Origin of the sequence: Rhodobacter sp. NSM (assembly GCF_052244495.1) — a bacterium.
In the GTDB taxonomy this organism is placed as follows: domain Bacteria; phylum Pseudomonadota; class Alphaproteobacteria; order Rhodobacterales; family Rhodobacteraceae; genus Cereibacter_A.
The window spans coordinates 609,890-623,519 of record NZ_JBQPXH010000001.1 but is presented as its reverse complement, the minus strand read 5'-3'; the positions used below and the strand labels follow the sequence as shown (position 1 = coordinate 623,519).

Genomic DNA, 13,630 nt, shown 5'->3' with positions numbered 1-13,630 from the left:
GCAATTCTTCGGCCTGACCTCAGCCCCGGCGCCCTGGACAAAACGGCGAATCATCCCTTCTAGTCCTGAGCCATGACATGGGCGCGACGCTCGCTGAGCCGCGCGCCACAGGACCACAACCTTGCTTATTCGCCGGGAGCCAGCCTGCGGCGGCGCGACCCCGATGCTTCATGGGCGAACATGCGCGCAAGATGACCGTCCGACATGCGCATGAGATCCGCCATCGTCCCCTCCTCGATCACCCGGCCGGACGCGAGAGTGTAGACCCGGTCGGCGAAGGCCACCATCGAGGGCCGGTGCGCAATGGTGAGCACCGTCATCTCGCCGGCCCGACGGGCCAGCGTCTCGGCGACCCTGCTCTGGCTCTCCCAGTCGAGCGCGCTCGTCGCCTCGTCGAGGATGAGCACCGCCGGGCGCTTCAGGAAGGCGCGGGCCAGCGCGATGCGCTGCCGCTCGCCCCCGGAGAGCAGGGTTCCGCGGTCGCCGACGCGGGTGTCGAGCCCCTCCGGAAGGGCCGCGACGAATCGGTCGGCGGCCGCATCGGCCAGGGCCTCGCGCATCTCCTGCTCGGTCGCCTCTGGCGCGACGACGGCGAGGTTCGCCCGGATCGTGTCGTGCAGCAGGAAGGTCTCCTGCGGCACATAGGCCAGATGTTCGCGCCAGCCGCGGCGCTCGGCCTCGGTCAGGGCGCGGCCATCGACGAGGAAACGTCCCGACTCCGGGCGGATCAAGCCCATCACGATATCGGCGACCGTGCTCTTGCCAGCGCCCGAGGCGCCGATCAGCGCCGTCGCCTGCCCCACGGGCAAGCGGATCGTGCAGTCGCTGAGCGCGGCTTCCTCCGATCCCTCCTTGTGCCGGTAGGTCACATGATCCAGCAGGATCTCGCGTCGCGGCGCGGGCACCGGGGCCGAGACGAAACCGGCACCGCCCTCGCGGTTGGCTTCGAGCCGGTTCTGCAGATCGACCACGCGCCGCCAGGCCGGAAGGTCCACCAGAAGCGCCTGCACCTGCGCCTGAAGCCCCTGAAAGCGCGGCGTGACCCGCATCAGGATCACGAGAAGCACCAGCATCTGCGACATGGCGAGCCCCGCCACACGCAGCGAGAGGAGCACGAAGGCGGCCGCTCCGACCGCCAGCGCCACCTGGAAGAGCCCGTTCCCCAGCGCGTTCCGGCGGGCATAGTCATGCGCATCCGCCTTGGTCGCATCGAGCGTCCGCTCGAACTGGGCGACATGATGCGGCTCCTGGTTCATCGATCGGGCGGTCTTCAGACCCGAGATGAATTCGGACACCAGACGGGCCTGCACGGTGCGCGCCGACTGGATCTTCTGTCCGAAGATCTCGGCAAGCTTCCGGTAGGGTTTCAGAAGCAGGAGCGCCGCAAAGCCGAAGCCGAAGGCGAAGATCGTCATCGGCACCGACACCGCGAGGCAGAGCCCGAAATAGATCACGAGACCGACGAGGATCTGCATCAGGTTCAGCGAGACAAAGCCGGAGAAGGTGATCCGGTCGATCTCGCCCGTCAGCGCGTGTTCGAGGTCGGCGCGGCGCATGCGCACGACCGTCTCCCACCTTGCCGAGGCCACGGCCGAGAACAGGCCCGCACGGGTGGCGTTGGCGAAATCCTGAAGCAGGTCGGAAAGATAGACTGCCTTGACCCGGTTGAAGGCCGCCTGAAGCGCCACCAGCGCCACGATGGCGCAAAGCAGCACCTCGAGCCCGAGGCTCACGTCCGGCAGGGGATGGCCCAGCAGATGCCGCCCGCCGAGGTCGATGGCGTAGTCCGGCGCACCCTTTCCGGCGAGGGTGAGGATCGGAAGCAGGAGCAGGATCGAGATCCCCTCGGTCACGTTGCCCAGCACGAGGAAGGTCAGCGCCACGGCAAGCCGCTTGCGACCGAAGCGCGCCATGGCCCGGACGAGCGCCGTGGCGCTGCGCAGGCCCTCGAGCGGGCCGACGGGCGTGTCGTCGTCGCTCACTCCCCGCCCCCCGCATCCTCTTCTATCAGCGCCACCACTTCGGGCAGCCGCCCGATTGCATGGGGCACGATCAGCCGGTGCAGCACGCCACTCGCGGCCAGGCACGCAGCCTGCCGCAGATGGCGCGCCCCCGCGGCTCCGTTCAGCGCCTCAGCGCCAAAGCGGGACACATAGGCAAAGCGCAGGGCGAGCGGCAGCGCCTCGACCGGCCGAACCGGGATGATGGCGGGATCGGCATCGGCCGGACCGCGCTCGAGCAGGTAGATCCGGCCGAGCGGCGCCGTCTCGCGGGCGAACCGCCCCGGCAGGAGGACGCGGCATTTCTCGGGCACTTCGGGCACGACCGGACGGCGCACCGCGCCCGCCGCATCGAGAGACGCCGCGGCCGGGGGGGAGAGCTTCACCTGCGGAAAGCCGGGACGGAGCAGAAGCCCCTCGTCCACCGCAACGATGTCGTCGGCGATCAGCCGGTGGCCGGCACGGATCATGGCCGTGGCGGTGGTCGACTTGCCCGCGCCCTTGTCGCCCATCATGGCGACGCCCCGCCCGCCGACCGAGACGGCGCTGGCATGCAACGTGAACAGGCCCAGCTGCTCGAGCGCCAGCGCGAGGACCGAGCCAAGCAAGGGATAGGCTACCAGATCCTCCGAGATACCCGGATGAGGACTAGCCGTGACGAGACCCGGCTCGACGCGGAACGCGCCGACCGTCTGCCACCAGAGGTCCGCCCGGTCGGCCTCGAAGCGGCTGCGAAAGGCGCCCCTTCCCGGCAATTCCGGCAGCACCTCCCGCCTCACCCTGAGATCCGCCGGCCCCTCGTCCGGGAAAGGCTCGAGCTCGGGCAGATCGAAGTCCGATTGCAGCGCGAGCCCGTAGGCCGTGCGCAGCGCCGGACGGAGGGACAAAAGGGCACGCGGTTCGATGTTCATGCGGGGGTCCTTCGGTCGAGGCGGCCGAGAGCCGGCGGGGCTCTCTCCCGCAGCCATTCGTCAAGCACCACGGTGCGCAGGATCTGGAGCAGCGCCGAGGGGTCTTCATCGCCGGATCTCAGGCGCCGGATGCCTTCGCGGATCGCCGCCAGATCGGCAAAGTCCGCCACCTGGCCCGGATCGCCACCGGACAGGCGGTCCAGCTCATGGCTCCAGTCCGACAGCACGCGCGCGCGCACGTCGGGCGTGAAATCGGTCTTGCGGACGCGCAGACGCACCTCCTCCGGCAGCACACCGCGCGTCGCATCGCGCAGAAGCGCGCGCGTCAGACCGTCGTGGAACTTGGCCGACGCAGGCTGCGCCACGCAATGTTCGACCAGGCGCCACTCGAGGAAGGGATAGCGCGGCTCGACACAACAGATCGCGGCCGCCCGGTCCAGCACCTCGAGCGACGTGCCAAAGTGCGGCGCGGTCAGGGCGTGGACATGCTGCCGGATGTCGTCTGTCGCGCCGCGCCTCGGCGCGCCTGCGGCCTCCCGCAGGCGCTGCACAAGCCCCGTTCGGGCGACGAGGGCCGGATTCAGCGCCCGCCGCCAGGCCTTCGGGTCGCGTCTGCTTCCTGCGTTCAGCCGCCGCGCCAACCCGCGCAGCCAGCGCGAGCGCGCGCCCTGGGCCACGGAGGTCAGGAAGAACGCGCCGCGAGACCCGCCGAAGAGACCCGCAACCGGCGCAGTCGATCGCCAGAGAGTGCGCCACTCGGCATCCCCGGCGAGTTCCGCCAGACGCGAGACGCCGAAGGAAATCACCTCGTCGCCTCCGTGCCCGTCAAGCAGGATCTCCAGCCCGGCGTCCGCCGCCCGGCGGTAGAGCCAGCGCGAGGTGGGCAGGTTCGGCGCGAAGAAGGGGGCGCCCTGCTCCTCCAGAAGCTCCGCGATACCACCGCCCGCGGCCTCGCGGCCATCGACCCATGTCTGACGGAAGTTCCCGGCCTGCCCAATCCGCGCGATCCAGGCGCGCTCGTCGATCTCGGGGCATTCGTCGAAGGTCATCGAGATCACCGGCAGCGGCCCGGCAAGGCGGCGCCCGGCCAGCATGGCGATGGTGCCGGAATCGAGCCCGCCGCTCAGCATCGAGCCGACGGCGCCGCCGCTCATCCGTGCCGCCACCGACCGTTCGAGCAGTTCCAGCAGAGCCTCCGGCGGATCGGCCCGGGGCCGAGGCTCCACCTCGAGATGCCAGTAGCGACGGACCTCGGTCCGCCCCTTCTCGACCACCAGCATGTGGGCGGGCTCGAGCCGGCTGATCCCGCGGAGGACGGTGCGGCGGGCACAGGTCGGCTGGCCTGCAAGGAATTCGGCAATCCAGACCTCGTCGAGCGCCGGCGACGAGGCGGGAAAGGCCGCGACAAGTGCCTCGATGTCTGAGGCCACGGCCACCGCCTGCGGCGTTGCCCGGTAGAGGAAGGGACACACGCCGAAGCGGTCACGCAGCCCGACCAGCCGTCCGGCCGCCGGATCCCACAGGACCAGCGCGAAGTCACCGTCGAGATGCCGCGGCAGGTCGAGACCCCAGCGCTCGTAGGCCGCGAGCACGATCCCGGCATCCGTGGCCTCCGGAAGGCCCAGCCGCGCGCGAAGATCGTCGCCGTTGTCGAGGCGGACCGTGCCGGCAAGGACCGGCCCGCCGGGCCGCAGCCGCCACGGGCCGGGGTCTCCGCGCAGGATCCGCTCTCCCTGCCCGAGCACGACGCCGCCCGGCAGCGCCAGCACCTGCACCTCCGGGCCGCGCCTCCGCATGCCGGCGAGCATGGCGAGCACCCGCCCCTCGGCCTCGGCCGGGTCTCCGCCGAGCGTGACGACGGCGGCAAGGGCGCTCATGCCTCGGCCTCGGCCACCGGATCGGCCCGGCCGGAGCTTTCGTAATCGAGCAACGCGCGATGATGCCTATAGTCGCTCGCGCTGCCGCCGAGCGTGATGACATTGCCCGAGATGAGCCAGGCATGGGGTCGGAAGTCGCTGCCGCGCCCCCCCGGCAGGGACAGGCGCACCGTCGAGGCATAGCCCTTCCGGGCGAGGATCCTCTGTCCGGCAAGCGCCTGGGTGAGGCAGGTGGCGCCCGGCACCAGCCGGGCCGCGGCCCGCACGCTCCACGCCGTGACCCGGAGTTCCCAGGCCGGCGCCGCGCCCGCCGCGCCGAGCATCGCGGTCGCGGCCCTCACTTCGTCCGTCCGCCGTCGGGCGATGGCCAGGCGGATGCGCAGAACGGTCGTAAAGGCCCGCCAGAGGGCGCGCGCCTCGGCAGGGGTCAGGCTCAGGATGCGCCGAAGCCGCTGCATGGGATCTCCCTCAGCACAGGGTGACGAGCCGGTTCGCCGCCAGATCGTCGACGAGGCGACGGATGTCGCCCTCGCATCGCTCCGGACCGATGCGGTAACGATCGGCCACGCGTCCCACCAGATCGTCGAGCGCTATCGGCTGGTCGAGTTGCGACCACACGAATTCGCCCACCGCATTCATGCTGAAGTAGGAATTGCTGTTGGTGTCGAAGATGGCGATCCCGTCGCCGAATGCGCAGGGGATGCAGCCCGGCGCCGCCTTGATGCTCACGGTCGTTAATCCCTGGTATCAAATCACTTCAAAAGCCGAGGCAGCCATCTGCCGCCTCGAACCCTTCCCAAGCAGAATCAGGAGAAGGCGAGATCTCCGCACGGCGTGCCGGCCGGGAGGGATGCGTCGAGCGCCCAGCCGTCGGATGCACCTTGCGTCATGGCTTCCAGCGTGCCGTGATGCGCAGCACCGGAGCCTCGCAGGCAAGGTGTTGGTTGTTGTTTGCCACGTCGAATGTCCTCAACATAAGGTAGGAATGGCCTGACGGTCAGGATCGAGCCTGTGTGCAGAGGGCCGGCAAGTCAACGTGAGCCACAACCGGACGTTTAGCATAACCGACTGATACGAAAATATTTCTCAACAGATGTCCGATATGCAATTCACAGTTGAACACGCAGAACGACACAAACCTTTCGAGGAAAAACCGCTGCTCAAGCTTTCGGCATTTCCGGCAACTCCCGGCTGTTCGCCCGCAACCATCCGGCGAAATCCTGCGCATTTCGAGGTAGGCCGGCCCCGGTCGGAGCTACGTCGATTCGACAGGTGCCGCATGCCTCGCGCAGGAGAAGCCGAATGACTTTCGCGCCGCAGCAGTTCGCCATCGTGCGCCGCCACGACTGTATTGCGGAGACCGAGGCGCTGAGGGCGTTGCTCGCGCGGGCTTTCGGAGATGGCGCGGACCTGCCGCCGGACGTGCGTCCGGAGGTGCTGTTCGAGATGTCACGGCTGAACAAGGTGGGCCTCTTCCTCGCGCCGAGGCCGCAGGACCTGCCGCAGGACTGGGCAGCCATCGCGCCGCAGATCGAGACGATGCGCCTTCACACGGTCGCCCGGAACGGGCACAGCCTGCGCACGAGCCTCGAGGTCGCCCGGCTGATGCGGGCTGCGGGTGTCGCCCATGTCCAGTTCAAGGGGCCGCTGCAGCAGGTGGCGCTCTTTGGCGGACCCTGCTGGAAACCCACCGGCGACGTGGACCTGCTCGTGTCCCGGTCCGACCTCGACAGCGCCGGAGCGGTCCTCCGTGCGGCCGGCTTCCACCCGCAGGAGGCCGAACTGGCAGGCTGGTGGACGCGGCATCTTGGCGAACAGCACTTCCGCCGCCCGGCCGGGGGGCCGGTCGTGGACCTGCACCACCGCCTCCAGCAGCCGGGCTCGCCCCGGCCGCGACGGACGCAGGATTTCCTCGCGCGGGCCGTGCCGTTCCTTTTCGAGGGCGAGGCGGTGCCGATGATGTCCGCGCCCGACCGGTGCCTCATCGCCGCCATCGGTGTGGTGAAGGCCTTCGTTGCGCGGGAGCCCTGCGTCGGCCACCTCTGCGATCTGCGCGCGAGCCTCGACCGCCTCGCGCCGGACGAGGCCCGGGCCCTGCCCGGCATCGCCCGCGAGCAGGGCCTGACCGAGACACTGGCGCTCGCCAGCCACGGGGCCGATGCACTCTTCGACAGTCTTGCGCCGCGCCGCTACGCCTCGGAGGCGCACCCGCTTCCGACCCTGCCGCCCGCGGTGTTCCGGCGGATGCTCGTGGCGCCGTGGGATCCTGCCCTTGACTGGCCGCGGCGCAGCAGCATCCTCTGGGCGCTCTCCGGCCATCGGCCCCGGCGCTTCCTTCGCGAGGCGCTGGCGGTCAGGGCCTCCGACCTCCACAGAGTCTGGCTGACGGGACTGATCCGCTCCGGCCTGCTTCACCGCCGCGAAGGAAAAGCCGCATGACCGACATCTGCGTGATCATCGCCGCCCACAATGCCGCCTCGACCATCGCTCAGGCCGTGCGGTCTGCCCTTGCGGAACCGGAGGTGGCCGAAGTGGTCGTGGTGGACGATGCCTCGACCGACACGACCGCCGAGGCCGCCCGCGGATCGGATGACGGAAGCGGACGCCTCCTCGTGGAGCGACAGGCGCAAAACGGCGGACCGTCGGCCGCACGAAACCGGGCCATCGCCCTCTCGCGCGCGCCACGGATCGCGATCCTCGACGCCGACGACTTCCTGCTGCCGGGGCGCTTCGCGCGGCTGGATCCCGCGCTCGATCTCGCGGCCGACAACATCGTCTTCGTGACACCGGACCATGCGGCGCATCTGGCCCCCGCGGATCTGCCCGACGCCCCGACGGGCATAGAGATGCTGGATGCGGAGCGCTTCGCCCTCGGCAATCTCGCCCAAGGCGTCCGCCGTGGCGAACTGGGCTTCCTCAAGCCGGTCGTCTCCCGCGCCTTCCTCGACCGCCACGACCTGCGCTATGACGAGCGAATGTGGCTTGGCGAGGACTTCGACCTCTACATGCGCATGATGCTGCTCGGTGCGCGCTTCGGGCTGACGCGGGCGGTGGGCTATGTGGCGGTGGAGCGTGGATCCTCGCTCTCCGGTCGGCACCGGACGGCCGACCTCGCCGCGCTCGAGGCCGCATGCCGCGAACATCTCGACCTTCCCGCGTCGAGCGCCACCAGATCCGCGATGCGGCGCCACCTGCGGCAGGTTCAGGCCAAGCTGCTGCTGCGGCAGTTCCTCGACCGCAAGGCGCAGGCCGGCCTCGGCGCGGCCCTCGCCTTCTCGCTGAGCCCGCCGGCCCGCTTCCTGCCAATCGCCCGCGGTGTCGCGCGCGACAAGCTGGCCGCGCTTCGCCCGCCCCGGCCTCCGCAGCCCGAACGTCTCCTGCTGCCGGTCTGAGCCGGCGGGTCGGACGGAAAACGCATCACAGGACGCCCGCATGTCGCGCACTGAGCCTGGCATCCAGTGGCCCGTGGCAGTGCCTGCGGCGCCCTGACGGCGCGGCTCTTCACTCCCGCAGAGGCATGCGCCGGCGAGGATCGTGCGCCTCCGCGGCTTCTTCAGCGTCCTCAGCCTCAACCTCGTCCGCCTCGTCGATCTCGTCCTCGCCATCATCGACGAAATCGCCGCCCTCCGCCTCTTCGCCATCCGGATCGACGAAGTCGCCCTCCTCCTCCTCGTCCTCGCCGTCGTCCTCCGCAAGGTCGTCGCCGAGACCGCTTTCGAACTCCGGACCGAAGAGGTCCTCCTCCTCCTCCTCCAAGGCCTCCTCCTCCAGCGCCCAGGCCGCCAGCTCCGCCCCGGGCGGCAGTTCGGCCTCGAAGCCATCGGGCAGCACCACCTGCGCCCGGCTCCAGCGCGGCACGAGCCAGAGCCAGAACAGCCCTTCCTCGCCCTCGGCGCAGATGTCCAGTTCGTGGCGGGCCGCGAGCTCCGACAGAAGGGCTGCCTGTTGCGCCGGGGGCCAGGGATGCGGCAGTTCGGGCGCGAGCAGCGGAGGCACAGCCACAAGGCGCTGCCCGTCCCCCACGGGCCGCGGATCGGCCGAGAGCACGATCGACAGCGCGTGAGGCTCGACCGCCTCGGAGGCGCGCCGCTGCAGCCGCTCGCGCAGGCTGCGCGCCAGTTCCGCCAGAAGCACCGGCCGACGCAGCAATCCCGCCAAAGCGGCCAAGGGACGCCGACCCTTCAATGCCGCCACGAGATGTTCGAAGGCGAGCAACCTCTCGAGACGCGCCCGCCGCCGTCGCATCATCGCCTGCAGGGCCGGATCGCCGGCCTCCGCGGCCGTCCGATCGTGCGCCGCCAGAAGCGGTTCCAGCGCCGCGACCGACAGGCGGTGCGAGATCGAGCCTGAATGGCGGCGGTAAAGGTAGAGCGCCTCGGGCAGCAGAACGAGTTCCGCACCACGAAGGAGGAGCCGCAGGTAGAGGTCGTAATCCTCTCCGACGCGCAAGGTCTCGTCGTAGCGGAGGTCTCCCCAGGCCGAACGGTGGACCAGAGGCTTCAGATAGCCCATCGGCGGAAGATCGTCCGACCCGCCATTGGCGGCGACGAAGGTCGTCGCATCCACCGGCATCGGCTCGACCAGATGCAGGCTCTCGAGCAGGGTGCGCCCGCTCGCATCCGGCGTATCGCCGAAGAAGAGCATGTCGTCGGCCACGGCATCGACCTCGAGCGCCTCAGCCGCCGCGAGCAGCCGCGCCAGCCGGTCCGGATGAAGCACGTCGTCGGAGTCCATGACGGCCAGCCACTCGCCGGTCGCCGCATCGAGCGCGCGGTTGCGCGCCGCGGACGGGCCGCCATTGCGCTCCATCTCGATCAGCCGGACGCGCGGGTCCTCGGCCGCGATCTCGCGCAGGATGTCCGCGCTCTCGTCACCCGAGGCATCGTCCACCACGATCAGTTCAAGATCCGCATGGCTCTGGCGCAGGACCGAGTCCACCGCCTCCGGCAGGAAGGCCGCGCCGCGGTAATTGGCCATCAGCACCGAAATCCGCATCTTCCCTCCGCCCGTGCCGAATCGTTCCTGTGTAGCCCTCTGGGGCCCGCGGTGTAACCCGGCACCGTTCCCGCTACCGGCCGCCTCGACAATCTGCCAAGTTTTGCGGCAGCGCGGCAAGCTGTTGCCATTGTGATCGTGGAATCGTCGCCACGGCACCGCTGCACGCCTAACCTCGATCCGAAACAGACACGGAGTTCAGATGAGTCCCCGTCCAACGCTTGCCGGCCTTGTGCTGCCGGCACTTCTTCCTGCCCTCTTCGCGCTGCCCGCTGCGGCACAGGACGCCCCCTCGTCGTTCCGCGAGACCTTCGACCGGATCGATGGCAGCCGCTGGTTCATTGCCGATGGCTGGACCAACGGAGAGCACCAGAACTGCACCTGGTCCTCCAAGGCCATCCGCGCCGAAGAGGGCATCCTCAAGCTCATGTATTTCGCGGACCCCTCCGGCGAGGGCAAGCACCGTTGCTCGGAAGTGCAGACGCAGGACCGCTATCTCCATGGCACCTTCGAGGCACGGATGCGCACCGATCATCGCGTGTCCGGCCTGAACGCGGCGTTCTTCACCTACATCGGCCCGGTGCATGGCGAGCCGCACGACGAGATCGATTTCGAGATCCTCACCCGCAACACTTCGTCGGTGGACGTGAACACCTATGTCTCGGGAGAGCCCCGGAACGGCGGCAAGGTGGCGCTCGACCCTCCGGCGGACGAGGACTGGCACGTCTACTCCTTCACCTGGGAGCCGGACCGGATCCGCTGGTACGTCGACGGCGCGCTGGTTCACGAGGCGACCGAGACCCTTCCCGTCACGGCACAGAAGATCTTCTTCAGCCACTGGAGCACGGACGTCCTGACCGAGTGGATGGGCGCCTACGAGGCGCCGCGGAAGCCGGTGGCACTGGAAGTGGACTGGGTCTCGTGGACGGCGCCCGGAGAGGAGTGCCAGTTCCCCGAATCCGTGCTATGTCATCTGCCGGATTGAGGAGAATTCATTTCAGATGACCGCCGCCCGCCTGAGCCCGAGCCGTAGAGACGGCCTCTACATCCACATCTGCCCGACGACGGTGCTGGCCTTCCTGACCATCATCTGCCTTCTTCTGGTGCAGTGGATCGGGTCGATGGCGGCGGCGGGATTCCTTGCCTCGGGCTGCCTTCTGGTGGCGCGGCGTCCGCAGACCACCCTGCAGGAGCTGCGCCGCTACTGGATGATCTTTGCCATCGCCGGCTGGTGCCTCTTCACGGTCCTCTGGTCGCAATACGCCTCCGTGACCCTGCGCTACGGGATCCAGCTCTGCGTGACCTTCGCGATCGCGGTGGCCATCGCCAGCCGACTCTCGCCCGCCGTCTTCCTCCGCATCCTCTTCAGCGCGCATCTCATCGCAGCCGTGCTCAGCCTGCTCTTCGGCCGCATCCGGGCGGATGGTGGCGGCTGGCTCGGCATCTTCGGATCGAAGAACGCCTTCTCGCTGCCGATGTCGACGCTGATGCTCTGCGCCTTTGCGATCATGCTCGACCGCAACCAGTCGCGGATGTGGCGCCTCCTGGCCACGGGGGGCTTCCTCCTCGGGGGGTTTCTGCTCATCCAGGCGCAGTCAGCAGGTCAGCTGCTTGCGACCGGCGCGGCGCTCGCCTTCGCGCTGCCCTTCATCCTTGGCCGCAGGCTGACCCTCGTGCAGCGGCTTCTGCTGGCGGGATTTGCCTTGGCTCTCGGCGTGTTGACAGCCATTGTTATCATGGCGCTTCAAGACGAGATCATGGCCTTCATCCTCGAGACGACCGGCAAGGATGCGACCCTTACCGGCCGGACGGATCTCTGGGCGCTGGCCTTCCGCGAGATCGCGCAGCATCCCCTGACCGGGATCGGCTTCCAGGCTTATTGGGTGCCCGGCAACCCCGGCGCCGAGGCGATGTGGAGCGAGTTCGGCATCGACGGAAAGCGCGGCTTCCACTTCCACAACACCTTCATCTCGAACGCGGTGGAGATCGGCATCATCGGCGTGCTGATGCAGGCCGCGGCCATCTTCGGGGCGCTCGGTCTCGCCATCTATTGGGCCTTCCGCGAGCCAAGGGCGGAGTCGATCTTTCTCACGGCGCTGATGATGCGAAGCACGGTGCTCAGCATGTCCGAGGTCGTGGGCTACACCCAGTTCGACCTGATGACGCTGATGCTGGTGGCGGCTCTCGTCTACGGCATCCGGTGGCAGCGCGAGCAAGGCCAGCGACTTCCGCCCCGGCGGGTCGGCAATCGCCCGGCCGCGTCTCAACAGGCCGCGCCTGCCGGCCCTGCCTGACGGGCAATCCGACCGGAGCACCTCGGGCCGAAGCCGTCCCCCGTCCTGATCGAGGCGGCCGGAGCGCGAGTGATCTGCCTTGCCTGACCCGCAACATTCCGGAACCTGTCGAGCCGAAGCCGGACCGTCCCCGCCTGCACCGACGTCGCTGGGGCGTGGGTGGAAAGCCGAGAGGCCGGCGCCGCCCCCGCTCCCGAGCCAGGGGGCGTTGCCTTGCGCTTATCCCGACTGCAACGAAACGGGCGGAAGCCGGTCCTCGCCAGCTTCCGCCCGATCATGACAAGCGCCCGCTATTCGCCGGCGCGGCTCAGTTGGTCGAAGGCGGCCGCAGGGTCAGTTGAACCATGTCGCCGGGCTCGAGCCGAACGTCCATCGCATCGGGGATCTGGCGGATCTCGTCGCCCGCGCTCCGCATGATCACGACGTCGCTCATCTCGGCGATGGTCGCCGGATCCGTCGCCAGATCCTTGCCCCCCGCCTGGCTCAAGAGCGAGATCGACAGGTTCCGCTGGGTGTCGATCTTGCGGTCCATCTCGAGAATCTGCGCCTCGACCTCCTGAAGCTGCGCCGCAATCTCGGACGACCGGCCGTCGAGCAGCTCGATGCGGTCGCGCTCGGCGGTGGTGATGCCCTGCCGTGCACGCAGGATCGCCGTCGACGTGTCGAGCAACTGGCTCTCGACCGTGGCGAGAGTCCGCTGCGTCTCGAACAGCCGGCCGCTGGCCACGAGGCCGCGCTCCGACAGGTTCTTGGCGTTCGCCGTCTCCTTCTCGGCCAGTTCCCGTTGCAGTTCCAGCTGTCCCGTCTTGGACTGGAGCGCCTCGATCTCGGCATTGAGAAGCTCGCTCTGCGCATCGATGGCCGCGAGGTTGCGGTCCAGCTGGTCGCGGCGCAGTTCCATGAAGGATTTCTCCTCGGCCAGCAGCGCCTTGCCCCGGGCCGTGGCGAGGTCCGGGACGGCATCGAGTTCCGTCTGCCCGTCGCGCTCGGCGAGAAGACGTGCCCTGCGGGCCATCATGCCCTCGCGGCTGTCGAGCAGAATGCGCAGCGCACCCTCTTCCGAGATCAGATCCCGCACGATGGCGGGCGTGCTGCGGATCTCATCGCTCGGACCACCCGCCATGGCAATGGCCTGCCGAGCGGTGAGACCGGGGCGGTAGTCGACCTCGCCCGGCGTCCGCACATGTCCCGCGACGATGATCGGGCGGTATTCGGCAATCTCGATCGTGGCATCGGGCAGGTCCGGCAGAGCCAACCGCTCCATCAGCCCGTCCGCGATCAGCGTGCCGAGCTGGGCCGGAGTGTGGCCAGCCGCCTCGACCGGACCGAGGAAGGGGACGGAGATCGTCCCGTCGGCGTTGACGCGATACTCGCCCGTCATCGCCTCCCACTCCCGCATGGTGCCGTCGACCGGCTGCCAGTCGAGGACGCGCAACCGCAGCAGGTCGCTTGCACTGATCGTGTAGCTCTCGGCGGCAGCGGCACCGGGCAGAAGCGCCACGGCAAGAAGGGTGAAGATGTGGCGGCGAAGTGCGGCCATTCGGCGACCTTTC

11 protein-coding genes are annotated in these 13,630 nt (G+C 69.1%); 4 read left to right on the top strand and 7 right to left on the bottom strand.

Features of this window, described 5'->3' with window-relative positions; all coding sequences use genetic code 11:
* Window positions 1-125: 125 nt before the first annotated feature.
* The 5 genes from ACTVZP_RS02930 to ACTVZP_RS02910 are packed head-to-tail and all read right to left on the bottom strand — an operon-like array spanning window position 126 to window position 5,517.
* Window positions 126-1,982, bottom strand: coding sequence for an ABC transporter ATP-binding protein (locus ACTVZP_RS02930; protein ID WP_443210586.1), 1,857 nt, complete (start codon window positions 1,980-1,982; stop codon window positions 126-128).
* Entirely contained in the window at window positions 1,979-2,911 is a 933-nt protein-coding gene (locus ACTVZP_RS02925; protein WP_443210585.1) for a serine kinase, read from the bottom strand. The genes ACTVZP_RS02930 and ACTVZP_RS02925 overlap by 4 nt, the downstream gene beginning before the upstream one ends.
* On the bottom strand, window positions 2,908-4,788 hold the full coding sequence (locus tag ACTVZP_RS02920) for an asparagine synthase-related protein (protein WP_443210584.1): 1,881 nt from the start codon (window positions 4,786-4,788) through the stop codon (window positions 2,908-2,910). The genes ACTVZP_RS02925 and ACTVZP_RS02920 overlap by 4 nt, the downstream gene beginning before the upstream one ends.
* Window positions 4,785-5,246 (bottom strand): lasso peptide biosynthesis B2 protein, encoded by a 462-nt coding sequence (locus tag ACTVZP_RS02915; RefSeq protein ID WP_443210583.1) that lies wholly within the window; start codon window positions 5,244-5,246, stop codon window positions 4,785-4,787. The genes ACTVZP_RS02920 and ACTVZP_RS02915 overlap by 4 nt, the downstream gene beginning before the upstream one ends.
* 10 nt (window positions 5,247-5,256) lie before the next feature.
* On the bottom strand, window positions 5,257-5,517 hold the full coding sequence (locus tag ACTVZP_RS02910) for a PqqD family protein (protein ID WP_443210582.1): 261 nt from the start codon (window positions 5,515-5,517) through the stop codon (window positions 5,257-5,259).
* A 573-nt stretch (window positions 5,518-6,090) separates the two neighbouring features.
* Here ACTVZP_RS02910 and ACTVZP_RS02905 point away from each other — a divergent pair.
* Both ACTVZP_RS02905 and ACTVZP_RS02900 read left to right on the top strand, forming a co-directional pair.
* Window positions 6,091-7,227 carry a nucleotidyltransferase family protein gene (locus ACTVZP_RS02905; RefSeq protein WP_443210581.1) on the top strand — a complete coding sequence of 379 codons (1,137 nt, stop codon included), beginning with the start codon at window positions 6,091-6,093 and terminating at the stop codon, window positions 7,225-7,227.
* Window positions 7,224-8,180 carry a glycosyltransferase family 2 protein gene (locus tag ACTVZP_RS02900; RefSeq protein WP_443210580.1) on the top strand — a complete coding sequence of 319 codons (957 nt, stop codon included), beginning with the start codon at window positions 7,224-7,226 and terminating at the stop codon, window positions 8,178-8,180. Before ACTVZP_RS02905 ends, ACTVZP_RS02900 begins: the two co-directional genes overlap by 4 nt.
* Window positions 8,181-8,289: 109 nt before the next feature.
* On the opposite strand, the gene ACTVZP_RS02895 is transcribed toward ACTVZP_RS02900, so the two are convergent.
* Window positions 8,290-9,783 carry a glycosyltransferase family 2 protein gene (locus ACTVZP_RS02895; RefSeq protein WP_443210579.1) on the bottom strand — a complete coding sequence of 498 codons (1,494 nt, stop codon included), beginning with the start codon at window positions 9,781-9,783 and terminating at the stop codon, window positions 8,290-8,292.
* A 202-nt stretch (window positions 9,784-9,985) separates the two neighbouring features.
* Here ACTVZP_RS02895 and ACTVZP_RS02890 point away from each other — a divergent pair, with 202 nt between their 5' ends.
* Together ACTVZP_RS02890 and ACTVZP_RS02885 are read left to right on the top strand one after the other, a co-directional pair.
* Window positions 9,986-10,768, top strand: coding sequence for a family 16 glycosylhydrolase (locus tag ACTVZP_RS02890; RefSeq protein WP_443210578.1), 783 nt, complete (start codon window positions 9,986-9,988; stop codon window positions 10,766-10,768).
* Window positions 10,769-10,784: 16 nt separating this feature from the next.
* Window positions 10,785-12,077: an O-antigen ligase family protein gene (locus ACTVZP_RS02885; protein ID WP_443210577.1), complete on the top strand. Its 1,293-nt coding sequence runs from the start codon at window positions 10,785-10,787 to the stop codon at window positions 12,075-12,077.
* Between the two features lie 307 nt (window positions 12,078-12,384).
* Here ACTVZP_RS02885 and ACTVZP_RS02880 read toward each other — a convergent pair whose 3' ends face one another.
* On the bottom strand, window positions 12,385-13,617 hold the full coding sequence (locus tag ACTVZP_RS02880; protein WP_443210576.1) for a polysaccharide biosynthesis/export family protein: 1,233 nt from the start codon (window positions 13,615-13,617) through the stop codon (window positions 12,385-12,387).
* Between the last annotated feature and the right edge of the window lie 13 nt (window positions 13,618-13,630).